The following is a 25203-nucleotide window of genomic DNA, read 5'->3' as shown; positions in this document are numbered from 1 at the left end:
TTTCGTTTACTTTCAACGTGTTACTTTCAACTTGTTACGACAAAAAAATACTTCCCTCTCTTCTGTCAGGAATACCGGGGTAAGTCTATCTTTGAATTAATACGCTGCGCACCATCCATCGTTGAGGCGAACATGAATCCGGTTCGAACTGGTGCATTTCTCACCGTCCTCTTACTGGCGCTTTTTTCTGTTACCCTGCAGGGGCAGAGTCTGCCGCCCGGCTCGTTGATCATTCCCACACATACGGGAACAGGCGGGCAGAACGACGTGCTGAAGGTGTATGGACTGGTGTACGACCTGCTGGCGCACAACATCCCCGTGTCGTGGGCGTTTTCAAAAACAAAAATCCACGGCGGACCGGACTTCACCGCGGCCGCTTCCCAGGTGATGGACCGCTCCATTACCACAGCCGTTACCAAGAGCTTCGACTACAAGGGCGGTGTCTTTATCGTTCATCTCTCCGACACAGCGGCAGCAGGGCCCATCATCCGCCAGCACGCAACGGACGTCTGGGTGCATCAAGTCCTGTACACTTTCACATCCGTGCCTATACGCCATACGTTGCGTCACACGCCGAGAGTATTTATTCAGGACCACTACGGACCCTGGCTGCAGCTCGTCACGGATGTGTTCACTCGTGCCAACATTCCTCCGTCGGCATACAAGGTGGATTCAACCGGCATCCCCACCATCAACACACTCTCGTATCAGGGGTCTGGATGTTTCACTGCCATTGCGATTCCGCATGACGACGGGCTGAGCGCGACTGATGTCTACCGTCTGAGGGAATTCGCAGACAGTGGAGGCACCGTGTACCTGCAATGCGCAAGTGTGCTGCGCTTCGAAAGTCAACCATGGCCGATCGGCCTTGTATTCAGCACCGACGGCCTCGAAATGCGTCCCGATCCAACCCGCGGCTATTGGACACACCCGGATTCAGGAACGCATACCACACTCGGTCAGTTCAACGGCACCATTGAGGCCTGTGGAGGGACACTCCCCGCATGGGCACCCACTCCGGGCGGGTCCTATCGACCCAACACCATTCCGCTCGCCTGCCTCAGTTCGGATTCCACCATGATGAAAGCCGCGTTTGCTCGGAAAAACGGAGATTCGACAAAGGGCTTGATCGTCTGTGTGGGCGGCCATCGTTTTGTACCGACAAACGGTTCCGCCCCGCTCGTGAATCTCTGCCGTGTGTTGCTGAACACCATTTTTTCTCCGGTGAACCGCCGCATCTGCACGCCGCTACCGGTGAATCTCGTGTCATTTATCGCGACGGCATCCGGCGCTGATGTGCTCCTTCGATGGCGCACCGACGCCGAGGTGAACAGTCTGGGCTTCGAGGTGGAACGCCGTGTGAACATGGAGGAACAGTGGTCGCGGATCGGCTTCGTACGCTGTGAAGGTACTGGAGGCGGCGGTGCTGTGTATTCCTTCCTCGACCGTAGCGCGGCAGGCATCACATCACTGGTATCGTATCGACTCCGTAGTATCGATGTCGACGGCTCCTACGAATACTCCGCCGTCGAGACAGTGGCGCCGGACGAAGTAACGCCGACGACTCTTGCGGCGACCGTGTATCCGAATCCCGCGGATGAAAGTTTCCAACTGCGGTTCTGGACGAAGTACGACACGGGAATCACCTGTACTGTCGTCGACATGTTCGGACGTGTCCACGCGCGGTTCACCGACGGCCAATCGTTTATTGCCGGTTGGCACGACCTCGCTCTGAACTGTGCGGACCTGGTTCCGGGGAATTACCTCGTGACCGTCAGCGGCACACATGGCTCGGTGACACAACGCTTACGCATAGTACGGTAGAAACCCGAAATCCAGGTACGAACTGACGGGTCAACAGCACTGAATCCCCCGCGTCTGGATTTGTTCCCGGTACACTGTTGATGCTACCCCGGAACACTTCAGGCGCTTGACCGATACACCGCAGACGTTGTCCCGGTACTCCTCGACAGCAGCCCGCTACACTGTTGATGCTGTCCCGGAACACTTCAGGTGCTTGACCGATACACCGCAGACGTTGTCCCAATACTCCTCGACGGTGGCCCGTCACACCATTGATGCTGTCCCGGAACACTTCAGGTACCGGACCAATACACCGCAGACGTTGTCCCAGTACTCCTCGACAGCAGCCCGTTACACCGTTGATGCTGTCCCGGAACACTTCAGGCGCTTGACCGATACACCGCAGGCATTGTCCCAATACTCCTCGACGGTGGCCCGTCACACCATTGATGCTGTCCCGGAACACTTCAGGTGTCTGACCGATACACCGCAGGCATTGTCCCAATACTCCTCGACGGTGGCCCGTCACACCATTGATGCTGTCCCGGAACACCTCAGGCGCTTGCCCATTACACCGCAGACGTTGTCCCAGTACTCCTCGACAGCAGCCCGTCACACCGTTGATGCTGTCCCGGAACATCTTCAACGTGGATCAACATACTGGTGGCGACGTCCCTCTAGGTTATTACGAGGGGATAGAAATCCATCCGTCTGATCGTCTGACCGTCTAATCGTCTGACCGTCTAATCGTCTGATCGTCTGACCGTCTAATCGTCTGATCGTCTAACCGTCTAATCGTCTGATCGTCTAACCGTCTAATCGTCTGATCATCTGATGAAGCTCCGTCGCGGTTCGACAAGCTCACCGTGACACAGCTTCCCTATTGCGCAACTCCCCACTCCCAACTATTCACAACAACTCTTCTTCTCCTCCTCATTCTCCGCCGCTTTCTGCGCGGGTGCCGGCACAACCTGCGCCGTATGCGGTTTCCCCTTTGCGAGCATCTTCTCCATTTTTGGACTGATGAATGGTATGCCTATCGCGAGTCCGCGAAGAATAAACAGCGCGCCCATGATACCGATGGTAACGGGGATGAGGCGTGTGAGTTTCCTGCGCAGGGAACCCGAGAGCAGGCCGCTCGCGAAAGAGAGGGCAAAGAGCATAGGCACGGTGCCGAGTCCGAACACAAACATGTAGGCCGCGCTGCCGAGTACGCCGCCCGCGGCAAGTGAAGCCGCGAGAGCCGCATAGACGAGACCGCAGGGCAGAAAGCCGTTTAACAGTCCGATCACAAACATGGATCGCGTGCCGCCTGTCGAAAGACGCGCGCCGAGTCGCGACTTCACCGCATCAAGCGCGGCGTTTGTCCGCGCCGGCAGCAGGCGCGAAACATAGCGCGAAGGCACCACAACGCTCAGGATCATCAATACTCCCGCAGCTATTCCCAGCACCTGCTGATAGCCGGCGAGTGCGACAAACTGTCCGATCACACCCACCAGGGCGCCGAGCAGCGCGTAGGTCACCGCTCGCCCAAGATTGTACAGCAGTCGTCCGGCGGCGAACTCCCAGCGACGCGTCGCTGATGCGGGCAACATCACCACGATGGGACCGCACATGCCCACGCAGTGCAGACTCCCGACGAGGCCAATGATAAATGCGGACCAGATCATCCTTTATTCTCCTGCCACGGCTTATTGTGCGAACACCGCCTCTTCCAGAAAATACTCGTTTCCGGCATGTGTCCAGGCGATGCCGATGTTCCATCGACCGGATTTCTTCTCACCAAAAGGCACACGCTGTATGCCGCGTTCATCGAGCGCGAGAACGACCTTAAAATCCTGGGCCGCGTCGTCGGGTTTAAAAAACGTGAGCATGCCGGTTGCGTCGGCAGCGTGGGTGCTGTCGGCAAAGGTGATGACGCAGTTCCCGTCGGCCCAGCTCACAGCCGGCTTGATCGCGAGGGCCTTTGTCCGTTCGAGCACGTCGATCTGCGCCTGATACGCGATGCCCTTTTCATAGGCGCGTTCGGTGACCAGATCCACCTTCTCACGGCTGATGAAGAAGGCGACACCCACCGTCACCACCACAAACACGGCGAGAAAGATGGTGAGGCCTATCGGCCAGAAGGATTTCCTCTGCGGTGATGGTTCGTTGTGTGTCACGGTGCGCTCTGATTGTTGTCGGTGATGTCGTGCTGATCCGTTTCCGTTGAAGGGAGCGGTCAGTGTGTGTCGGGCTTGTCAGCCCCTTCAGGTTTGTCTTCGTGTTCCATGCCCGGCATGGGTCCGGAAAAAGTGCTGCGTATGGTCTGTTTCAATTCTCCGTTGGCGTAAATGCCCACTTTCACCGGAGTCGAAAATCCAGTCAACTCATCGCGCTCGATGTCGATAAACGCCGCGGCCTCGACGATGCCGCCATTGGGCAGCGTGATTGCCTGGCCGCCGACGATGGTCAGCGTGCCCTCCGGCTCGAGCAGGCGCAGTTCGATCGTGCGCTGTTCCTTCGATTTGTTGATGACCTTGATCGTGTACAGGTTCGATATGATGTCGTCGCCCTTCTCCTGGAACAGGCTGCCCGGGGCGCGCAACATGGTGGCCTGCAGATCGACACGCGCGATGAACAGGTAAATGATCACCCCCACCAACACGGTCAGCACCGCGCTGTACGCGATGACGCGCGGAGTGAACAGCTTCTTGGCACCACTCTTTATGGCGTTGTACGAGGAGTAGCGAATGAGTCCGCGCGGGAGTCCCACCTTGTCCATCACGGTGTCGCACGCGTCGATGCACGCGGTGCAGTTCACACACTCGAGCTGTGTGCCGTTGCGGATGTCGATGCCGGTCGGACACACGACGACGCATTGTTTGCAGTCGACACAGTCGCCGATGCCCGCACGGTCCGCACCCTTGCGCATTTTCTGCCGCGGTTCTCCGCGCACGAAGTCGTAGGATATCACGACAGAATTCGGATCGAGCAGCACCGACTGCAGACGGCCGTAGGGGCAGACGAGCACGCAGGCCTGCTCGCGGAACCATGCGAACACAAAGAAGAATGCGCCGGAGAAGAGAAGCATGGCGGTGAGTCCGCCGATGTGTCGCGCGGGCGGATCTGTGACGATGGCCCAGAGCTGATCGACCCCGATGATCCAGGCGAGAAACGTGTTGCCGATCAGAAACGACAGGGCGAAAAAGATGCCGAGCTTCAGGGTCCGCTTGAATACTTTTCCCGCCGTCCAGGGCTGCATCGCAAGCATGCGCTGCTTGTCGGAGTCGCCGTCGATCAGGTACTCGATTTTTCTGAAGACAAGTTCCATGAACACGGTCTGCGGACATATCCACCCGCAGAACAGGCGGCCGAACACGGCGGTGAAGAGGAAGATGAACACCACGGTTGCGATCATCACGAGCCCGAAGAGGTAGAAGTCCTGCGGCCAGAACACGACGCCGAAGAGGATGAATTTTCGCTCGAGCACGTTGAAGAGGAACATCGGTTCACCGCCGATTTTCAGAAACGGGGCGCCGAACAGGAAGGCGAGCAGGAACCAACTCAGAATAGTGCGCGCGCTGGTGAAGCGTCCGCGCGGTTTTTTCGGATATATCCAGCGACGTTTTCCCTCGTCGTCGACTGTCGCGATGCGGTCGCGGTACAGGGCGGGGGCGTCAGGCCCTGTCGCAGGCGCCTGCACGGGTGTATCAGTCATGTCTATCCTTTCACAGAAATCGGAGGTGCGTGGAGACGGCAAAGTAGATCATGCATTGGATGCGCGCAAGCACATGCGGGGTGCCGTGCCGCCGGGCACAACACCCCGCATATGCATTACTGCACTGGACGGGTGAACCGCGCGTCCGAACTACTTGGCCGCGGGCGCTGCCGCCGGCGTGGCGGGCGCCTGGGCCGACTTCTTCTCGCCCTGCGGGGCCTTTGCGTTCGGCGGATTGGTGCCCTGGAGCTTCATCAGGATGTAGCTCGCCACGGCGTCAATCTGTTCGGGTTTGAGGGTGGTCTTCCACGAGATCATGCCCTTCTCGGGGACGCCCTTGCGGATCGTCGTGATGAGATTGCCGATCTCGCCGCCGTGAATCCAGTACTCGTCGGTCATGTTCGGTCCGATGCCGCCCTCGCCCAACTTGCCGTGGCAGGTGAAGCACTGCGTCTCGAACACCTTCTTGCCTTCCGCGAGTGCGGCCGCGTCTTTCAGCGGGGCTTCGATCGTGGGTTCCGGCGCAGCCGCCGTGGCACCGCTGCTGCTGAAGCCGCCGGTCGCAAAGGTCTTGTACACGTCGGGGAACGAGGCCTTCAGCTTCTCGAGCTGCGCCGGATTCGCCTTCGACATCGCGCGCATGAGACTCTCCTCAAAGCTCGCATCCGCGAGTTTTGCGAGTTCGGCCTTCACGCGCGGCGAGAAGTTCTCGTCGCGTGCAAGGAACGGCGACGCGTAGGGCGACAGGATGCCGCCGCTCGCCTCGTCGAGTGTGCTCGAGTAGTCGGGGTTCAATTCCTTCATGTACTCGGCGCGCTGCAGGTCGCCCGTGCCGATCACATGATAATGCACCAGGTAGCCGAAGGCGAACAGGATGCAGATGTAGAAAAGCCACTTCCACCAACCGGGCAGGTCGTTGTCGTATTCCTGAATCCCGTCGAAGTCGTGGTGGAACAGTTCGTCGACTGGTTTCTTCTTGGCCATGAATTCAATCTCCGTATTGTGTCGCGTCGTGCGCCTCGTGATCGAGGGGCAGGGCGCTCATCTTCTGAGTAAAACCTTTCTTCAGCAACACCGTGCGCACGAGGATGCCCAGGAACATGACAAAGAACATCAGCGTGCCGATCAACGCCCATGTCATGTAGGTATCCACGTTGATGAGGTTTTTGAACATCGCGACCTACTTCGCCTTGATGTCTGTGCCGAGGCGCTGCAGATACGCGGTGAGGGCGATGATCTCGCGATCCCACGTGGTCTTGATACCGGCCACTTTCAGGTTCGCGACAATCTTCTCCGCCTGCACCTTCAGGTCGTCGAGGGCGCGTTCCTCATACCCTTCCGGATACGGAACTCCGATGCTGCGCATCGCCGAGATCTTGCCCTTGAGCGAACCGTAGCTCAACGCATCGGTCAGCAGCCAGGGGTAGCTGGGCATGATGGATCCGGGCGACATCGACGAGGGCTCGTTCATGTGGCTGTAATGCCACGCGTCGGGATACTTGCCGCCCTCACGCATGAGGTCGGGCCCCGTACGTTTCGATCCCCAGAGGAAGGGATGGTCGTACACGTACTCACCGGCCTTCGAATATTCGCCGTACCTCTCGACCTCGGAACGGAAGGGACGTATCATCTGCGAGTGACAGTTGAAGCAGCCCTCGCGCAGGTAGATGTCGCGTCCAAGCAGTTCGAGCGGCGTGTAGGGTTTTACACTGGCGATGGTCGGAATGTTCGACTTGATGACAAACATCGGGACGTTGCCGATGATGCTGCCGATGAGGATGGCGACGGCCGAAAGCACGGTGAACTGCACCGGCCGGCTCTCGAGCCAGCGGTGGCCCCAGTAGGTCTTCTCGCCCTCGGCTTCCACCTGCGCGCGAAGTGACGGGGCCTCGGCCTCTTCTTCCGCGATCAGCTTGCCGGCCTTGGCCGTCTTCCAGAGATTCACCACCATGAAGATGGCGCCGACGATGTACAGCGTGCCTCCGACCGCGCGTATCATATGCAGGGGCATGATCTGCAGCAGTGTCTCGAGGAAGTTCGGATACTGAAGCACACCGTCCGGTGTGAACTGCTTCCACATAAGACCCTGCGTGATGCCGCTCCAGTACATCGGAATCACGTAGAACAGAATGGCGAGTGTGCCGAGCCAGAAGTGCCAGTTCGCGAGTTTTGTGCTGTAGAGCTTGGTGCCGTAAATGCGCGGGACAAGCCAGTACAGGATGCCGAAGGTCATGAAACCGTTCCAACCAAGCGCGCCCACATGCACGTGCGCGATGGTCCAATCGGTGAAGTGTGACAGCGCGTTCACGTTCTTCAGCGAGAGCATCGGACCTTCAAACGTGGCCATGCCGTATGCCGTCACCGCGATGACAAAGAATTTTAACACCGGATCTTCACGCACGCGATCCCAGGCGCCGCGGAGCGTGAGGAGTCCGTTCAGCATACCGCCCCATGACGGAGCGATGAGCATCACCGAAAAGACCGTGCCCAGCGACTGCGCCCAATCGGGAGTCGAGGAGTACAGAAGGTGATGCGGTCCGGCCCAGATGTACAGGAAGATGAGCGCCCAGAAGTGGATGATCGACAACTTGTACGAGTACACCGGACGATTCGCCGCCTTCGGCATGTAGTAGTACATGAGGCCGAGATACGGGGTGGTGAGGAAAAACGCCACGGCGTTATGGCCATACCACCACTGCACAAGCGCGTCCTGCACGCCCGCGTACACGGAATAACTCTTGAAAGGACCGGCCGCGATTTCCATCGAGTTGGTGATGTGCAGCACGGCCACGGTGACAAGCGTCGCGATGAAGAACCAAATGCCGACGTACAGATGCCGCTCGCGGCGCTTCATCATGGTCATCATCATGTTGGCGCCCCACACGACCCAGATCAGCGTGATCATGATGTCGATGGGCCATTCGAGCTCGGCGTATTCCTTGCCGGTGGTGATGCCAAGCACGAGCGTAAGCGCCGCGGCAACGATGATGAGCTGCCATCCCCAGAAGTGGATGTTGGCGAGCTTGTCGCTCCAGTTGCGCGTTTTCAGCAGACGCTGGATCATGTAGTAGTAGCCGAGGAACATGCCGTTGCCGACGAAGGCGAAAATCACCGCATTGGTGTGCAACGGACGCAGGCGGCCGAACGACGTGAACGGTGTGCCGAAGTTCAGGCTCGGAAAGGGTATCTGCAGGGCGATCGTGAGTCCTACCAGGAATCCGACCACACCCCACAGTACCGTGGCCATGAAAAACAGCCGCACAATCCGGTTGTCGTACCGGAATTTTTCGAGTTCCATTACTCCTTGCTCCTGTATTCTGGATTTACCGAAACGTCGGGGGGGGTCTCCTCGTCGGCCGCTGTGACACTGTCATCAAACAGCATGCGCACGGACGGCGTGTACTTGTCCTCGTACTGCCCCGTCTTTACGGACCATATGAAGGCGCCGAGAAACACGAGGGCGACGAGCAGACTGAAACCGATGAGCACGTACATGACTTCCATGGCTCACCGCAGTCCTATGCGGCGCGCGGCGAGGCGCGTCGCGATGGTGGTAAACGCCACGGCGCTGACAGAGCTCAAGGGCATGAGCACGGCCGACACGAGCGGCGAGAGCATGCCGGTCACGGCGAAGCCGAGTCCGACAACGTTGTATGCGAGGGATATCACAAAGCTCGTCTTCACGATGATGACGCTCGCGCGCGCGGCGCGGATGAAGCGGTCGAAGATCGGAAATTGGGTTGCCGACAGGATCGCGTCGCAGGCCGGCGAGAACGTGTTGATGTCTTCCGATACGGAGATGCCGACCTGTGCGGCCTTGAGCGCGCCCGCGTCGTTGAGTCCGTCGCCCACCATCAGCACATGCCGTCCCTCTGCGCGCAGGCGTTCGATCTCGCGCATTTTGTCCTCGGGCGACTGTCCGAACGACATCGGCACGCCGGCGCCGAACATGCCGCGCAACGCACCTTCGTCGCGATTCGAATCGCCTGAAAGCACTGCAAAATTTGTGTGCCGCGCGAGCCGCGCCACGAGTCCTTCGATGCCCTTGCGATAGGCGTTGGCAATCACAAAGGCGCCCTTGTACGCGTCGCCGATCTTCACATGTACCGCGGAACTGCCTTCGATGTGTTCCACCGCGCCCGCGTCGGTCCACTCCGCCGAGCCGATTCGCACGGCTAGTCCGTCGATGTTGCCGCGAACGCCGGCGCCCGGACGCTCCTCGAAATCCTCGACCGAGGCAGTGCCGTCGGTATCGATGGCGGTCGCGAGCTGGCGGCTGAGCGTGTGCGTCGACTGCCGCGCGAGGGTCTTCACGGCGCGCAGTTCGTTCTCGCCGAGTGTATCGCCGAGGTATTCGACAGCCGGTTGCGCGGCGTGTGTGAGTGTGCCCGTCTTGTCGAACACGATGGTGTCGATATGCGCGAGCGCCTCGATGGTCTCGGTGTTCTTGATGTAGAATTGGTTGTTCCCGAAAATCCGCTGCACGGATCCGAAGGCAAAGGGCGAACTGAGCGCGAGTGCGCAGGGGCACGCAACAATGAGCACCGCGGTGAACACCACGGCGGCCATGCCGAGTCCTTCGAACGACCAGTAGATGCCCGCGCCGAATGCGATCACGAGCAGCACGGCGGTAAAGGCCCTGCTGATGCGGTTGACAAACGTCGGGAGCCGCGCCTCGGTTGCCTTTGTAAACACGTCGTCGTTCCAGAGCCGTGTCAGGTAGCTCTGCGAGATTTCCTTGACCACTTCAAGTTCGATGGCCGTGCCCGACTGCCGCCCACCGGCATACACTAGATCCCCCGCGCTTTTGGGCACGAGATCGGCCTCGCCCGTCACGAAGCTGTAATCGATGCGTGCATCGCCGCGCATGAGCACGGCGTCCGCGGGAACAATCTCCTGATTCCGCACGATCATCCTGTCGCCTACCGACAGTTTGGTGAGAGGAATCGTCGATTCCCTGTCGCCGTTCCTCACGGTCACCCACAGCGGAAAATAGGAACGGAAGTCGCGGTCGAAGGACAGTGCATCGTAACTCTTCTTCTGGAATATCCTGCCGATAAGCATGAAGAAGACGAGGCCGGTGAAGGAATCGAGATACCCCGCGCCGGTCTGTGTCAGCACTTCGTAGGCGCTGCGCAGGAACAGGATGACGATGCCCAGCGAAAGCGGCACGTCGATGTTCAGAAAGCGCTGGCGCAAACCCACCCAGGCCGGCACGAAGAACTCGAGACTCGAGTAGAAAAACACCGGCAGCGAGAGAAAAAGATTCACGAGTCCGAAAAACTGCCGGAACGCCGGATCGAGCGTGCCTTCGGATGCGAGATACTCGGGGAAGCTCAGCAGCATGACGTTGCCGAAGGCGAATCCCGCGACGCCGATCTTGTAGTACAGCGCGCGGTTGCCGGTGTGCCTCTTCTTCTCGGCGATGCTCTGCAGATTTATCAGCGGCTCGTAGCCGATGGAAGCGAGCAGCACCACGATTTCGCGCAGTGATATCGCGTCCTTGCGGTACGTGATGGTCACTTCCTTGCGCGGGAAATTGACGCGCGACGAGGCGATGCCGGTGTGTAACGTCGTCAGTCGCTCGAGCAGCCAGATGCACGAGCTGCAGTGCATGCCCGGAATCGCGAAACTGACGACGGCGGTTTCGCCGTCGGCGAACGAGAGCAGTTGCGTGACGATGCTCTCGTCGTCGAGGAATTCAAATCGCCGCGTGTATTGCCTGTCCTTCGGCGTGATGCCCTGCCCCGCCTTGTCCACCGTGTAGTACCCGCAGAGATTTTTTTCCGCGAGCAGGTCGTACACGGTCTTGCAGCCGTTGCAGCAGAAATGTTTCCCGTCGTGTGTGATGTCGAGCGCGTCACACGAATCGCCGCAATGGTAACACGACGCGGCGGCGACATGCTCCGGCGCGTGGCGTTGCGGCAATCCTGTTTCGTACACTGCGCTGACCTTCGGAATACTGCGGATCGATGGGGTACTGTGTGATCAGACGCGGTGCGCGATCGAGTCCTGCAGCTTCGGATCCTGCAGCGGAAGCAGCGAACTCTTGGCAAAGCGCTCGTGGAAGAACCAGAGCACGAAGCCGCCGATGGCCATCATCGTTGTAACGTCCATCCACGAGACGTGCACGCCGTCCTTCGCGTGACTCGGCATCACCAGCCAGTACATGTCGACATAGTGCATGACGAGCAACAGCAGGGCCATGATGCGCAGAACCGAGAGGTTGCGCTTGGCCGCGTAAAACGCGAGTGTGATGAAGGGCACGGCAAAGTGCAGCGCGATGAGCAGGATGCTGACCATGCGCCACGACGAGGCATCCCAGCGGTTCAGATACCAGACGGTCTCCTCGGGAATGTTCGCGTACCAGATGAGGAAGTATTGCGAACCGCCGATATAGGCCCAGAACACGGTGAATGCGAAGAGCAGCCGGCCGAAGTCGTGGAAATGCTCCATGCCGACTGCGTCGGTGAGCACGCCGCGGTCGCGCAGACGCAGGTAGAAGACGATGAGGAAGGCGATGGAGGCGAGGAAGCCGCCCACAAACACGTACACGCCGAAGATGGTCGAGTACCAGTGCGGATCGAGGCTCATCAGCCAGTCGAAGGCGGCGAAGGTGAGTGTGAAGGCGAAAAGGAACAGTCCGCCCGCGCTGATGTTGCGCAGCGAGACGCTGTGCGACGCGGCGCCGGTGCTGTCCTGCGCCTTCGAGTGTTTGTTGAGCAGCCATGCGAGCACCGTCCACACCGCGAAGTACAGCACGGCCCGGCCGATGAAAAATCCGGTATTGAGATATCCCGCCTTGCCCTGCAACGCCGCGTTCTGCGCGACGGCGTCGGCATGTGACCAGTGGAAAAGACTGTGTATGCCGCCGATCATCGGCAGGAAAAACACAAACAGCAGCGGCAGTGTCATTGCAAGCGCCTCCGAGCCCCTGCGCACAACAACGCTCCAGACCGCGCCCGTGGCGTGCTGCAGCATCGTGAAGAAGAGCCCTCCGAGCGCGAGTGTCACCCAGTACACAAAGGCGACCTGATAGGAGAGGAAGAAGCGGCTGGAATCGACGAAGGCGCCGACGGCGCTGAGCGCCGCGCCGGCAATGCCGACACCAAGCGCGATCATGCCGAAACGGCCTTTGTCCTTGAGCATGTAGGAAGCGTCCATGGTGCGTCTCTTACTTCGCTGCGGTAGTCTGTGGTGCGGGCGCGAGGCCTTTCAGGGAATCGGGTAGCTGCGCCTTCTGCAGTTCGCGCACATGCCCGACGATGCACCAGCGGTCACGTACGGGAATCTGCGCCTTGTAGGAAGGCATGTTGCGAATGCCGTTGGAAATGACTTCGTAGATGTACCCGTCCTTCGCCTGCAGAATGCGCGGATCAAAATACGAGGTCGGAGGAATCGGGTACTTGAACTCGCGGATCTTCCCGCGGCCGTTGCCGCGTTCACCATGGCACGGCGTGCAGTAAATCGCATACCGCTGCCTGCCGCGCTCGAGATCCTCGGCGGTCCACTGCACGGGCGAGTCCACGTACAGCCCCTCGCCGGTCTTGCCGGCAAAATAGGCCGCGTCTTCGCGGAGCTGACCGCGCGCGACGGTGTGTTCCACCTGTTCACGCATCGATGCGCCGTCGGCAAACCAGCGGCTTTCACGCTGCGGCTTGAGCTTGTCCTGTGTGTCCATGTTCGGATTCAGATGCACGGGCGGATCTTCCGAGCGCGCGCCGCGGCAGCCGTTCATCAGGGCGGCACCCGCCACGAGCAGCACCGCGAGCAGAGTGTACAGACGTGCTGTCATGACTGCACCTCCCGCACGAGTTCGACGTGTGACGCGCCGATGGACTTGAGGAAAGCGACAGTCTCGGTCTCGCTGAAACGCGGATCGACCGATTCGATGCTCACCATAAACGCGTTGTCGGTGACGCGCGCAAACTCCTCCGAGAAAAAGAGCGGATGATGCAGGCGCGGCAGCTTGTTGAGCCGGAACATGCCGAACACCGCGCCGAAGGTGCCGAAGAGCACAAACAGCGCGAAGGTGACGATGACATAGGCCTGCCACGAGAAATGCGCCTTGCCGCTGATCACGATGGGATACGCGTCGGTGGTGACCCAGGTCTGCAGCGAGAAACCCACCGCGGCGCCGAGCAGCGCCATGCCGCCGACGATGAATCCGACGGGAGAGCGCTTCAAGCCCATCGCGGCGTCCATGCCGTGAATCGGAAACGGCGAGTGGCAATCGAAACGGCTGTAGCCGGCCTGGCGGACTTTCTCCGCCGCGTGGAGGAGATCTCCGGCGGAGTGGAATTCGGCGAGAACAGCGAGCGCGCTCATGCGGCACCTCCGCCGTGCGGGTGGTGATGCGGATCGGCCTCGGGAAGCACGGCCTTCACTTCAGTCATCGAAATCATCGGAAGGAAACGAAGGAAAAGAAGGAACAGTGTGAAGAACAGTCCGAAGCTCCCCACGAAAGTCATCATGTCCCATATGGTCGGCGAGAAGTAATCCCACGACGAAGGCAGGAAATCGCGCGACAGCGAGGAGACGGTGATCACAAAACGCTCGAACCACATGCCGATGTTGACAAAAATCGACAGGACGAACATCCACGGGATGCTGGTGCGGACCTTCTTGAACCAGAACAACTGCGGCGTGATCACGTTGCAGAGGAACATGATCCAGTATGCCCACGCGTAATTGCCGAAGGCGCGGTTCACGAAGGTAAAGGCCTCGTAGAGATTCCCGCTGTACCAGGCGATAAAAAATTCCATGATGTACGCGTACCCCACCATGCTGCCGGTCACGAGCATGATCTTGTTCATCTTTTCGAGATGCCCGATGGTGATCAGGTTCTCGAGATGGAAGATCTTGCGCGCGATGAGCGCGAGTGTCATCACCATGCCGAAGCCCGAGAAAATGGCGCCCGCGACAAAGTAGGGCGGGAAGATGGTGGTGTGCCATCCGGGGATGAGACTGGTGGCGAAGTCGGTGGATACGATCGAGTGCACGGAAAGCACAAGCGGCGTCGCGAGACCTGCCAGCATCAGATACGCCACCTCGTAATGACGCCACTGCCTGTTGCCTCCACGCCATCCCAGGGACAGCAGACCGAAGACGATCTTGCGGATGCGCGTCTTTGCGCGGTCACGCAGCGTTGCGAGGTCGGGGACGAGTCCGACGTACCAGAACAGCGCGGATACGGTGAAGTAGGTGCCCACGGCGAAGAAGTCCCACAGCAGCGGGCTGCGGAAATTCGGCCACATCGACATCTGGTTCGGGACGGGGAAGAACCAGTACAGAATCCAGATACGACCGACGTGTATGCCGGGGAACATCAGCGCGCAGATAACCGCCACGATGGTCATCGCCTCGGCGAAGCGGTTGATCGCCGTGCGCCACCGCTGACGGAGCAGGAAGAGGATGGCCGAGATCAACGTGCCCGCGTGTCCGATACCGACCCAGAACACGAAGTTCACGATGTCCCATCCCCAGCCCACGGGATTGTTCAAACCCCAGATACCGGTGCCGTTGTACACCAGCCAGCCGATGGTGCCGATCAGCATCAACAGAACCGACACTGCGAGCGAGAAGGCGATCTTCCAGCCGGCGGGGGTGGGCCGTTCGACGATGCTGCTGACTTTTTCCGTGATGCCGCGGAAATCGAGACCTCCCGTCACGAGGGCCTCGCCCGCAAGCGCGCCCGCGCCGGCATCGGGCGGGCTGTAGTGTTGCTGATTCTTGGTACTCACGTGCTCTGCACCAACTGTTGTATTGGATATTCTTCTTCGATGTCTTCGATCAGGAACGATGGATACGTGCGGACCGCCGTCAGGCCTTGCCGGATGCGAGATCCGGATTCGGGTTGCGCAGCTTCGCGAGATATGTTGTACGCGGACGCACGTTCAGCTCGCCAAGCAGCGCATAGTCGCGGTCGAGTTTTTTCGCCGCGCTGATGCGGCTCTTCTCGTCACGCGTGTCGCCGAACACGATGGCGCGGGTCGGACAGGCCGATTCACACGCGGCAACAATGTCGCCGTCGGCAAGGGCCCGGCCGTCGCGTTTGGCTGCAATCTTACCCGTCGCGATGCGCTGCACGCAATAGGTGCACTTCTCCATCACACCGCGGAAACGGACGGTCACCTCGGGATTGCGCGCCATCTGCACCGTCTCGGGAGCTTCTTTCGAGTAGTTGAAGAAGTTGAAACGGCGGGCCTTGTACGGGCAGTTGTTACTGCAATAGCGCGTGCCGACGCAGCGGTTGTAGGTCATCACGTTCAGGCCTTCCTCGTCGTGCGAGGTTGCCGCGACGGGACACACCTGCTCGCAGGGCGCCATCTCGCACTGCACGCAACCGAGCGGCTGCACGAGCACTTCCGGCTGTTCCACGCTGCCCGCGTAATAGCGGTCGATGCGGATCCAGTGCATCTCACGTCCGTTCAGCACCTGCTCCTTGCCCACGATCGGAATATTGTTCTCGCTCTGGCATGCGATAGTACATGCGCCGCAGCCCGTGCAGGCGTTGAGATCGATGCTCATGCCCCACTGGAAACCGTCATTGTACGTGTGCTCGTCCCAGGTTGAACGCAGCGCGGGGTGCTCGACGCGCTCCTTTGCAAAGTTCGGCTCGTGCTGATACTCCTCGAGTGTCGCTTCGCGGACGATCATCGGCAGGCGTTCCTGTATGCCGCGCCGCGCAAGATCCTCGGTGTCGAGTCCGTGGTGATCCTGCACGCAGGCCACACGATGTGTTCCGCGGATCTTCTGCATCGTGACGCCCGACACGATGTACGGGCTGGCGGACGAGCGCAAGCGGTAGCCGTTGTCGCCCACACCGTCGCCGATGCGGCCGCAGTTCTTCCGACCGTAACCGAGATTGACGGTGACGGTGAAGTCGGCCTGGCCCGGCATGATCCACACGGGCAGTCCAATGTTGCCTGCCGCGGAGGTCAGCCGGATAAAGTCCTCGTTCCGCACACCGAGCGCCGCGGCGGTGGCTTCACTCATGATCGCCGCATTGTCCCACGTGATCTTGGTGACCGGATCGGGAAATTCCTGCAGCCAGCCGTTGTTCGCGAAACGTCCGTCGTACACCGCGGGCGATGCCTGCAGTGACACTTCCAGCGCGGTGGCGGATACGGCCGCGGGTTTGACGGAGGCCGATGTATGGAACGCGGCGGCGCGGGCCATGTCCACCGACATCGACGGCAGAGCATCCGACTCGAAACGTCCGTCGTGCAGGACACGTGTGAACGCGGCATCAAAACCGGCTGCGGGCAGCAGCGCTTTCCACGTCTGCACCACCGCATCGTATCCCTTGATCTGCGCGCCCCCCGAGACGAGCGCGGCCATTTCGGTCAGGCTCATGCCCGTGTACAGCGGGGCGATCAGCGGCTGCACAACGCCGTGCGAGCCGTGGAGCGTGCTCACGTCGCCCCAGCTTTCGAGGTAGTGATGCAGCGGCACATGCCATGTTGCGGCGGCCGCGGTTTCGTCGAATGACTGCCCGGCATGGATAATCGTTCCGACCTTGGCGAGCGCTTCCCCGAACGCGAGATCAGCCGGGGCGGAATACACGGGGTTGGTGTCGAGCATTACCAGGATCTGCACCTTGCCTGCGTTCATGAGCGTGACAAGCCATTCGAACGCGGCGGTGTCGGTGCTCTCGGCATGCCGGGGCAGCAGATATTTAACGGTTGTCCCCACGTTCCCCAGGGCCGCGTTGAGTGCTGCGGCAAGTGCATGCACAGCCGGCGGCTGGCGGCGTCCCGCGGCTATCACGCAACGGCCGCGATGCGCAAGCAGATCCTTCGCGACGGCCGCAATCCAGCGCGTGTCGAACTGGCCGGCCCCGACGGCGGGTCCGCCGATCGTGGGCAAAGTCAGGCCCTGCCGGCGCAACTCTTCCGCAATGGCGGTTGCGCAGGCGTTGATGAGTCCCGAACGGACCGGGAGCCGGTGATCGGCCATGGATGCGGTGGTCGACAGCGTGCCCTCGACGAGGTACAAGCGGTTCATCGTGTCGTTCGTCGAACGAATGCGGCGCCGCGAGGCGAAGCCCTGCGCGTTGGTGATGGCGTTGCTCTCTGTGCCGAAAAGATCGGCATCCAGCGACAGGACGACATCGGCGTTGGTAAAATCATACACGGGAATCGCGCGCTGTCCCGTGGCCGCGGCACAGCCCTGCACAATGGTGTCGTCGTTCACGGCATCATACGTCACCCACTGCGCCTTCGGGAAGCGTGCGCGGAATTCGCCCGCCAGACGCGCAAGTGTCGGCGACGCGAACGATCCCGACAGCACTGCGAGTCCCTCTCCCTGCGTCTGCACAAACCCGGCGTGTTTGACCTGCCAGTCGCCCACAAACGCCGCAAGTTCGGCCTCCGCACCTGCGTTGCGCACGACCTGCGAACGGTCGGGATCATAGAGGTCCAAAATCGATGCGCTGGTCCACACGTTCACGGCGCCCGCGGTGGACGGATCGAGCGGATTTCCCTCGATGTGTGTCGGACGGCCTTCATGGCTCGTCACGAGCAGGGGGATGTTCTCGAGACCAAACGGCATCGTCGTAGCGTACCGCTGTGGTATGCCGAGCACGAGGTCTTCCGGCTTCGACACGTACGGAACGATCCGGTCCTCGGGCCTCCTGCAGCCGGCCAGGCCGGCTAGCGCCGCTGAGGCGCCCATCAGGCTCAGGAAGGTACGGCGATCCATTCCCGAAGGCAGACCCTCGGGCGGATTCTCGAGATTATGTGTCGCATCGTGCGCTCTTCCGCGCAATTCATCAATGCTCTTCCAGGTGGATTTCATATTCTTCACTGTGGTCTCGTGACGCGGGACTCTAATCGACCGTTATCGATGGCAACCGGAACAGGACACGGGCGGACGGAGGCCCAGATCCTTCTTGATCTTCGCGGCGAGCTCCCGCTGATTCGCCGGCGGCGTCCATCCCATGGCAGTGATGGCCGATGCCGGGCGCAGGTGCATGTCGGGATCGCGGTGGCATTCGAGACACCACCCCATGCTCAGGGGCTGCGTCAGCTCCACCACATCCATCCCCGACACGAGGCCGTGGCAGCTCTCGCATCCGACTCCCGCACGCAGGTGCATGCTGTGGTCGAAGTAGGCGTAGTCGGGCACCTTGTGCACCCGTATCCATTCGATCGGCGTCCGTGTCTCCCAACTTTGTTTCACGAGCGCAAGCTTGGGGCTCGTCGGCAAAACAATCTGGTGACAGTTCATGCAGGTTTGCGTGGGCGGTACCATCGCGACAGCCGCCTTCTCCACACCGGTGTGACAGTACCGGCAATCGAGGCCGAGCTGCCCGACATGGAGCTTGTGACTGTACGGCACCGGCTGTACGGGGGCGTAGCCCACGTCGGTGTACCAGGGTGACCAGTAGTACCAGACGAACGCTATCGCCAGGACGAGACCGAAGGTCAGTCCAAGCAGCACATAGCGTGGGGCCTTATTCGCCCACGCGGGGAATAATTGCGCCAAGGTTTATCCTCTTTTACGTGAAGGGCTAGCGATGAACCGCTATGGAAGGAACAGGGTGGAGAACTGTATATGAAGAAGTAGTACGGGGAATGGGTGCATCAGAGTGGGCGCAATCTACGGAATTGGATGTATGAGCGCAACAAGGAATTTGGAAAAATCAAGGCGAAAAACATAGGATAATAAAACCCTATTATCCTTTTCTCTCTCGTTTCACGAATTCACGAATCGCCGCGTGGCACTCAGCGGGAAACACTCAACACGAGGTCGTTGTCGAAAAATCCCTTCAATTCCGGATGCTGGCGGCCGCCTGTGTCGGACTTGACCTGCGCGCCGACGTAGTCCGCCAGCTCGTCCACGGTCACCTTCGTGTCGGCATTTGCGTCGGCTGCGCCGCGGAGGCCTTTCACGAGATAATACGTGAAGACTCCGTGCCCGTCCCACCGCGGTCCTTCCTGCGACTGTTCCGCCGCGCGTGACGCCGAGAAGAATGCCGTGCCGTCCTTTTTTGAAACGAGTTCCGTGAGAAGGCGCGACGACAGGACGGTGGTGGCGCCTCGCAGACGCACGCCTGTCAGCCCGAGTCCGCCACCATGACATGCATCGATGAAAAAGACGATTTTCCCCGCCTTCACCCGCTGTGTGAGCAGCGCGGTGATTTCGGCCTGATCCACCGCCGTGCTCTGCGGCCGCGCAAGATCGGCGTCGCTGCTGAGAAAGTAGGTCGCATTCTGTGAGGGCGATGTGATGCCATGTCCCGCAAAATAGATGTAGACGAGATCACCGGATTCGCTGGTGGAGAGAAAGTCCCTGAACGCGTCGAGAATGTTCTCGCGCGACGCATCCTCGTCGATCAGCACGCGCAGTTGTGCGGGCGGTATTCCGGCCCCGTTTTTATCCGCCAAGAATGCGGCCATCGCGCGCGCGTCGTCGTCCGCGTACTGCAGGGGCCGTATGCCTGCGGACGCGTAGCGCGACACACCCACGACGAGCCCGAATATACGCGGCTTGCGGAAGGACTCTTCTGGCACGGCCGAGGATGCCGCATCCTCCTTGTCGCGCGTCCGCGGCGCGGCGGCGGTGGTGCGCAGGAGCGCGGATGCCGTTGCCAGCGCGGCCCGCGATCCCTGCGTCGCGTCGGCATACCGGAGATCCAGGCCGTCGGGCGAATCGGTGAGGCGGATCATGCCACCGCCCAGCTTCTCGCCCGGAGGCAACGGGAGTGGCGCGGTGCTCGCGTAAGCACGCAACATCTCCGCGCCGTACGGCGCCGTGATGGTGAATTCGAAACCGTCGATCTCCTGCCCTTTTCCGAGTTCGAGATCGGTCCCTCCCGCAACGTGTCCGCGCGGATCGGACCCGTCGTTCGGAAAAATGAGGAAGAGTCCGCCCGACGCGTCCTGATACACCACGTGCAGATAACATGCCGCACTCGCGCGCGCCTGTATCAGCAGACGCTCGCCATCGACGTAGGGAATGCCGCTGCCCTTGTCGGCCCGTATCGAAACCTCGAGGCCGCGCTGCGCATACACGGGCGCGACAATCGCCAGAAGAAAACACACTACAAGCGCGGTATACACTCGGCCTGGAAGGGGTCTCGTGCGGAGAAATTCCGGGGAAGCTTCCGCGGCCCGCGGATGCGGGAGTGCGCGGATCCGCGTCTCGGTCGAAGTCACGTGTCGCATATCCGGTCTGCGCATCAGAATGGCTGGAGAAAAAGTCCGAGTACGGGACCGATGATCGTTTTTGTCTCGCCGCCGTGTTCACCGCGCAGTCCAAGCACGAGACCAAGGCGTGTTTCCGGTACGAGGTAGCCGACGCCCGTGTCGAGGAAGTACATCAGTTCCGATTTTTTTGTGTCGACAATCACGACGTTGAACGAATTGTACACTGCCCCGACGCTGAGATACGAGTAGAAGCTCCTGTCGTCGCGGAATTGTACGGAGGTCTGCAGGCCGCCGCCGAAACCGCTGCTCGTGAACTTCTCGTCGAGTGTGACCCTCTCCTGATTGATGAACACGGTGGCGTCACGCATCAGGTACGTGAGGAACTTGGCGTTGGCGAAGACGGCGACATCCGACGAGAGGTAATACTGCAGGACGACGTTGATGTCGTCGCGTTTCAACTCGCGGTTCATGTTGAAACCGACCTGATTATAACCGGGGTTGCGCGTCTCGGCTGCAAAATGGAGGAGCGACGTACTGTAGGATACAGTCGTGGCGACCTTGCCGATACGAAGCGTGAGATAGGGGCCCGTCATGAACGCGGCCGAATAGTCGGTCTGTGTCGCGCCTTCGATGCGGTCGATTTTTAAATCCCAGTTCGCGTACCAGGATTTGACTCCCGCATAGAGGCGTGTTTGCGCGGTGGCCGGACCTGCGACACACAAGGTCAGCAGAAGGAGGCCTGCGCCGATCGCGCGGAGCGTGCGTGTCATGGGGCCTCCTAGTCGATGATGGTCAGGGTAGTTTCCTGACCCCGCGTGATCGTGATGTTCTTGAACTCGACGTAGATGCGGTCGATTGTGTTCTCGGCAAGGAAATCGAACGTGCCGACGGGCATGTAATACGTCACGCTTTCGCCGGACGGGATAGTGGTTCCCGAGCCGAGATAGTCCTTGCTCCAGTCGATGGTTCCGTTTACGCGGAAGCGCAGAACCTGGAAATCGTCCGACGACTCGTTCACCACGGTGACGAGTCCCGCGACGGGTGCGTCCGGGTATTCGGGATTTGCCTCACAGCCGGCCGCAAAAAGTGCGGTGGCGGCGAGCAGACAAGCGAGAATTTTCATGGTCGTGTCCTGTGTGCCTGTGTCAGGGAGGCGGGATGAAGAGGTCGCGGTCGTCCTTGCCGTCGCGGCTTTTCGCGTCCTTCTTCTCGTTTTTCTGCTGTTCCTTCAATCGTTCGTTCTCCTGCTTGAGCCGCTCGAGTTCCTGTCGCAGCGCATCGGGCGCCTCCTCGCCGCCGCCGGGCACACCGCGCGACTGTGTCACGCCCGCTTTGGCCGCGCGCTCGGGGGAGAGAAAGATGAATTCGCCCTCGTCGTTCGAGAGATTTTTAAATTGCGGCGTCTGCCTGTTGCCCGAAAGTTTAGGCACGCGTGTCTTGATGTACAGCGCGATTTCGCCGGACGTGATAACGCCGTCGGCGTCGGTGTCGGCAGAGCCCGACTCGAGGCCCTCGAGAAGTTTGTAGGTAAACGCGCTGTGACCCCACTCGTCGTTTTCCATCACGGGCTCGCCGCGTCCGCCCGCGGTGAGTATCTGCCTGCTCTTCATCGACGCCAGCTTGCTCACGTACACGCGGGTTTCCTCGGCCATGCCGCGTTCTGAAGCGGCGGCGAGTCCGCTGTAACACGCATCGACGACAAAAAAGACGTGTTTTGCGGGGATGAGCGTGCAGATTTCGCGGATCTGTGTCATTGGCAGCAGTGTGGCAAAGTACTCGCCCTTCGAGGTCGAACCCTCGTGTGGCACGAGGTAGCCGAGGTTGCCGCCGTCAGGCAGATCCACCGTCTCGCCGTGACCCGCAAAAAAGACGATCACCCCGTCGTTCTTTTTTGTCTTCTGCGGCAGCACGCCGCCCAGCGTCGTGCGGATGTTGACGAGTGTTGCATCCTCGTTGAGCAGTTCCAGTATGTGATCGGCCCTGAAACCGTATTTACGGATGAGAAGATCCTTTACTGCCCGGGCGTCATTCACCGCGTAGTTGAGATCGTCCCAGTGTTTGTAGTCGTTGATGCCGATGACCACCGCCCAGAGATTGTCGTAGGCCTTCCCGGTGAAAACCTCCTTCTTCGGAGCCGTCGTCACCTTCACGCCGCGCTGCTTCGATTTGGATTGCGCGGGCACGCCGCGGGTAAGCGGAACCGCCGCAAGCAGGGCGCAGACGCAGCATATCGTTGCGATCGTCCTCATAGTGGAAACGGCCGTGGTCGAGTGAGTGATGAAGTTTCCGGAAATCTAGCGCCTGCGCAACAGACATTCAACTCCCACGGTGATGATTCTGCTGCGACGACTTTTCTGCCGTGGAAGCCCATAAATGCGGCGGGCGCTCCGCAATCAGCGGAGCGCCCGGCACAATCCTGCAAAGTGCAGGTTACTGGATCTTCACAAGACGCTGTGTCTTCACGACGACGCCGCTGCGAAGCACGTAGCTGTACATGCCCGGCGCAAGCGCGGAGGCGTCGAAATGCCGCGTGTGGCGCCCGGCCTCGAGCCGCGCGTCGACCACGATACCGACCGTCCTGCCCGCCGCGTCGTAGACGGTGAGTGTCGTCTGCGCCGCCTCGGGGATGTCGAAGATGATCTCGGTGGAGCTCGACACCGGATTCGGGTAATGCCCGAGCGCAAGCGCGCGCACGCCGGATTCCAGGCGCTGCACAGGCAGAGGTCCGCGGCGCCGTACCGGACTGTAGGTCGAGTTCTTCGCGAGATAGGTCAGCACCACCTGCAGTTCAGTGAAATCGTTGTAGCCCTGTATGTTGCCGAGTGTGTCGATGCCGGACTGCTGCACGATGGCGTTGAAGATGGCGAGCACAAATTCGTTGGTGGTGACGGTGTATCTTTTGGTGGGATCGAGCGGCTGCCCGCCTACGAGCACCTTGCCCGGGAGCAGGCGTTGATACGGCGGCGCCGCGGGATTGTACTCGTATTCCATGCCGGATGTCTGTACCAGAAATTCGTCGCTGAGTTCGATCTGCGAGAGCCCGAACTCGAGGCCCACAAGCATGGCCGCGCCTGAGATGTCGAAGGAGACCACGCGGAACCCGACGTAGGTCACTGGATTGAATCCGTAGCCGATCATGCGGAAGACGTCGTTCGGCGTGACGGGACCTTTGTACAGCGGCTGCGCCGTGGCGCCGCAGGCCGTGATGGCGATGTAGGTTTTGGTGAAATCACGGAACGCGTCGGTGATGAGATTTGCGACGGGCGTATCGTGGAAACCGGTTTTGGTCGGATCCGACGGCAGTTCCTCGAGCGTCTCGGTGACCGTTGTTGCGGTCGATGTGAAGAGCGGATATCCGAAGGTGGTTTCAAGTTCTGTCGCGAGGAAGTCGACGATGGTCCGTGTGGTGGGTTCCTCGGGGACGCGCGCGTCGAGCGGCACGAGCTGCCAGTCGAAGCCCGACAGGGCCGTGCCTGAAAACACCAGCGACGCCCGTCCGATGTGCTGGTAGAACGCGCCTGCCTGCACTATCGGCACACGTGCGTTCGTCGCCGTGTTGGTGACGTACAGCGGGGCCGTCTCGGCGTAATGGTCGTGCGCCCCGATGATCAAATCGATGCCCGGGAATGTCTCCGCCACGAGCATGTCGCCGTTGCGGCCGAGATGTGAGAGAAGGATCACCGCCTCGCAGCCGTCGGCTTTCAGCGCCTGCACCTCGGCAAGGATGATGCGCGCCAGAGCCGTATCCGCTTCGAGATACACTTCGGGCAGCGGATTGGAGATGAAGTTCGCCTCGGGTGTGACAAGCCCGAACACCCCGATTTTGTGGCCCTTCGAGAGCAGCGTCGTGTGCGGGAGCACGTGCGTGGCGAGCCGCGCGACGGAGGCGTCGAGCACCGACATGTTTGCGCACAGTATAGGGAACGGCACCTGCGCCGTGTCGAGTATGGACAGTAGAATGCCGCTGCCCAGATCGAACTCGTGATTGCCGAGCGACATCACGTCGAGATTCGCCTCCGACAGCAGTTCCAGTTCGATGAGGGAGAAATAGCCGTTGAAGAAGAGATCGCCGATCGACATGTCGCCGGCATGCATGAACAGCGTCTGCGGATCCGACATTTTCTGCGCGCCGACGTACGAGACCGCACGCGCGATACCACCCATGGTCTGCGACATGTCGGTCGCGCGCGGACCCGAGGGCAGCAGGTTCGCGTGTGTGTCATTGATGTGCAGGATGACAACCGTGTCGCGCTGCTGCGCGAGCATGCTTCCGGCGAGCACACAGAGGAAGGCGCACGCGATAAGGGCGCTGTGGATGTGTTTCATGACTCCTCCAAAATGGGAATGCGGGAAAATGATAATGATGTCGGAAATAACAAAATCCTGTCGGCATCATCGATCGTATCTCCCGCAAATGTCGCGCGCGCCGGGGCGCGCGGTGTCACGGAAATGTCAAATGCGCGCGCGCCGTGCTTCGACGACGCACGTAACGCGCACGCACATCTGCGCTGCGCGGCCGCATGGTGAAGGCCGCGCAGCAGGCGG

The 25203-nt window shown here is 60.4% G+C and carries 20 protein-coding genes and 1 pseudogene; 1 reads left to right on the top strand and 20 read right to left on the bottom strand.

Annotated features, from left to right (window positions below; genetic code table 11):
- Positions 1-132: 132 nt before the first annotated feature.
- A complete protein-coding gene (locus tag HY962_12260; protein ID MBI5647694.1) occupies positions 133-1824 on the top strand; it encodes a T9SS type A sorting domain-containing protein in 1692 nt (563 codons plus the stop codon).
- 884 nt (positions 1825-2708) lie between these two features.
- Here the strand turns inward: HY962_12260 and HY962_12255 are convergent.
- The 20 genes and pseudogenes from HY962_12255 to HY962_12160 form a co-directional block, all read right to left on the bottom strand.
- The gene (locus HY962_12255; protein MBI5647693.1) at positions 2709-3473 is read right to left on the bottom strand and encodes a sulfite exporter TauE/SafE family protein; all 765 of its coding nucleotides are present in this window, start codon (positions 3471-3473) and stop codon (positions 2709-2711) included.
- Between the two features lie 21 nt (positions 3474-3494).
- Positions 3495-3965 (bottom strand): FixH family protein, encoded by a 471-nt coding sequence (locus HY962_12250; protein ID MBI5647692.1) that lies wholly within the window; start codon positions 3963-3965, stop codon positions 3495-3497.
- A 59-nt stretch (positions 3966-4024) separates the two neighbouring features.
- Complete coding sequence (ccoG, locus tag HY962_12245; protein ID MBI5647691.1) at positions 4025-5503, bottom strand: cytochrome c oxidase accessory protein CcoG; 1479 nt, start codon at positions 5501-5503, stop codon at positions 4025-4027.
- Positions 5504-5653: 150 nt separating this feature from the next.
- Entirely contained in the window at positions 5654-6307 is a 654-nt protein-coding gene (locus HY962_12240; GenBank protein ID MBI5647690.1) for a c-type cytochrome, read from the bottom strand.
- A pseudogene (locus HY962_12235) lies at positions 6296-6487 on the bottom strand (cytochrome c class i). The gene HY962_12240 and the pseudogene HY962_12235 overlap by 12 nt, the downstream one beginning before the upstream one ends.
- A gap of 4 nt (positions 6488-6491) precedes the next feature.
- On the bottom strand, positions 6492-6677 hold the full coding sequence (locus tag HY962_12230) for a hypothetical protein (GenBank protein ID MBI5647689.1): 186 nt from the start codon (positions 6675-6677) through the stop codon (positions 6492-6494).
- Between the two features lie 6 nt (positions 6678-6683).
- Positions 6684-8801, bottom strand: a complete 2118-nt coding sequence (ccoN, locus tag HY962_12225) for a cytochrome-c oxidase, cbb3-type subunit I (protein ID MBI5647688.1) — start codon at positions 8799-8801, stop codon at positions 6684-6686.
- Positions 8801-9007, bottom strand: a complete 207-nt coding sequence (gene ccoS / locus HY962_12220; protein ID MBI5647687.1) for a cbb3-type cytochrome oxidase assembly protein CcoS — start codon at positions 9005-9007, stop codon at positions 8801-8803. Before ccoS ends, ccoN begins: the two co-directional genes overlap by 1 nt.
- Before the next feature lie 3 nt (positions 9008-9010).
- Positions 9011-11431: a heavy metal translocating P-type ATPase metal-binding domain-containing protein gene (locus HY962_12215; GenBank protein MBI5647686.1), complete on the bottom strand. Its 2421-nt coding sequence runs from the start codon at positions 11429-11431 to the stop codon at positions 9011-9013.
- Between the two features lie 60 nt (positions 11432-11491).
- Positions 11492-12667, bottom strand: a complete 1176-nt coding sequence (locus HY962_12210) for a hypothetical protein (protein MBI5647685.1) — start codon at positions 12665-12667, stop codon at positions 11492-11494.
- A gap of 10 nt (positions 12668-12677) precedes the next feature.
- Entirely contained in the window at positions 12678-13298 is a 621-nt protein-coding gene (locus tag HY962_12205; protein ID MBI5647684.1) for a cytochrome c, read from the bottom strand.
- Positions 13295-13831, bottom strand: a complete 537-nt coding sequence (locus HY962_12200; GenBank protein ID MBI5647683.1) for a DUF3341 domain-containing protein — start codon at positions 13829-13831, stop codon at positions 13295-13297. The genes HY962_12205 and HY962_12200 overlap by 4 nt, the downstream gene beginning before the upstream one ends.
- Positions 13828-15246 carry a polysulfide reductase NrfD gene (gene nrfD / locus HY962_12195; protein MBI5647682.1) on the bottom strand — a complete coding sequence of 473 codons (1419 nt, stop codon included), beginning with the start codon at positions 15244-15246 and terminating at the stop codon, positions 13828-13830. Before nrfD ends, HY962_12200 begins: the two co-directional genes overlap by 4 nt.
- Positions 15247-15325: 79 nt before the next feature.
- Positions 15326-18304 carry a 4Fe-4S dicluster domain-containing protein gene (locus tag HY962_12190; protein ID MBI5647681.1) on the bottom strand — a complete coding sequence of 993 codons (2979 nt, stop codon included), beginning with the start codon at positions 18302-18304 and terminating at the stop codon, positions 15326-15328.
- Between the two features lie 42 nt (positions 18305-18346).
- Complete coding sequence (locus tag HY962_12185) at positions 18347-18994, bottom strand: cytochrome c3 family protein (GenBank protein ID MBI5647680.1); 648 nt, start codon at positions 18992-18994, stop codon at positions 18347-18349.
- A 239-nt stretch (positions 18995-19233) separates the two neighbouring features.
- On the bottom strand, positions 19234-20553 hold the full coding sequence (locus HY962_12180) for a caspase family protein (protein MBI5647679.1): 1320 nt from the start codon (positions 20551-20553) through the stop codon (positions 19234-19236).
- A 137-nt stretch (positions 20554-20690) separates the two neighbouring features.
- Positions 20691-21428: a hypothetical protein gene (locus HY962_12175; GenBank protein ID MBI5647678.1), complete on the bottom strand. Its 738-nt coding sequence runs from the start codon at positions 21426-21428 to the stop codon at positions 20691-20693.
- A gap of 8 nt (positions 21429-21436) precedes the next feature.
- Positions 21437-21781: a hypothetical protein gene (locus HY962_12170; GenBank protein ID MBI5647677.1), complete on the bottom strand. Its 345-nt coding sequence runs from the start codon at positions 21779-21781 to the stop codon at positions 21437-21439.
- Positions 21782-21803: 22 nt separating this feature from the next.
- The gene (locus tag HY962_12165; GenBank protein MBI5647676.1) at positions 21804-22907 is read right to left on the bottom strand and encodes a caspase family protein; all 1104 of its coding nucleotides are present in this window, start codon (positions 22905-22907) and stop codon (positions 21804-21806) included.
- Between the two features lie 181 nt (positions 22908-23088).
- Entirely contained in the window at positions 23089-24984 is a 1896-nt protein-coding gene (locus HY962_12160) for a 5'-nucleotidase C-terminal domain-containing protein (GenBank protein ID MBI5647675.1), read from the bottom strand.
- Positions 24985-25203 lie beyond the last annotated feature (219 nt).

The organism is Ignavibacteriota bacterium (genome assembly GCA_016218045.1).
Classification (GTDB): domain Bacteria; phylum Bacteroidota; class Ignavibacteria; order SZUA-365; family SZUA-365; genus JACRFB01.
Note: the sequence above shows the minus strand (reverse complement) of the source record. Positions and strands in the feature narration are given on the sequence as shown.

Coding starts and splice junctions, on each gene's coding strand:
- HY962_12260 (MBI5647694.1), top strand. CDS start 133: ATGAATCCGGTTCGAACTGGTGCATTTCTCACCGTCCTCTTACTGGCG.
- HY962_12255 (MBI5647693.1), bottom strand. CDS start 3,473: ATGATCTGGTCCGCATTTATCATTGGCCTCGTCGGGAGTCTGCACTGC.
- ccoG (MBI5647691.1), bottom strand. CDS start 5,503: ATGACTGATACACCCGTGCAGGCGCCTGCGACAGGGCCTGACGCCCCC.
- HY962_12240 (MBI5647690.1), bottom strand. CDS start 6,307: ATGAAGGAATTGAACCCCGACTACTCGAGCACACTCGACGAGGCGAGC.
- HY962_12230 (MBI5647689.1), bottom strand. CDS start 6,677: ATGTTCAAAAACCTCATCAACGTGGATACCTACATGACATGGGCGTTG.
- ccoN (MBI5647688.1), bottom strand. CDS start 8,801: ATGGAACTCGAAAAATTCCGGTACGACAACCGGATTGTGCGGCTGTTT.
- ccoS (MBI5647687.1), bottom strand. CDS start 9,007: ATGGAAGTCATGTACGTGCTCATCGGTTTCAGTCTGCTCGTCGCCCTC.
- HY962_12210 (MBI5647685.1), bottom strand. CDS start 12,667: ATGGACGCTTCCTACATGCTCAAGGACAAAGGCCGTTTCGGCATGATC.
- HY962_12205 (MBI5647684.1), bottom strand. CDS start 13,298: ATGACAGCACGTCTGTACACTCTGCTCGCGGTGCTGCTCGTGGCGGGT.
- HY962_12200 (MBI5647683.1), bottom strand. CDS start 13,831: ATGAGCGCGCTCGCTGTTCTCGCCGAATTCCACTCCGCCGGAGATCTC.
- HY962_12190 (MBI5647681.1), bottom strand. CDS start 18,304: ATGAAATCCACCTGGAAGAGCATTGATGAATTGCGCGGAAGAGCGCAC.
- HY962_12175 (MBI5647678.1), bottom strand. CDS start 21,428: ATGACACGCACGCTCCGCGCGATCGGCGCAGGCCTCCTTCTGCTGACC.
- HY962_12170 (MBI5647677.1), bottom strand. CDS start 21,781: ATGAAAATTCTCGCTTGTCTGCTCGCCGCCACCGCACTTTTTGCGGCC.
- HY962_12165 (MBI5647676.1), bottom strand. CDS start 22,907: ATGAGGACGATCGCAACGATATGCTGCGTCTGCGCCCTGCTTGCGGCG.
- HY962_12160 (MBI5647675.1), bottom strand. CDS start 24,984: ATGAAACACATCCACAGCGCCCTTATCGCGTGCGCCTTCCTCTGTGTG.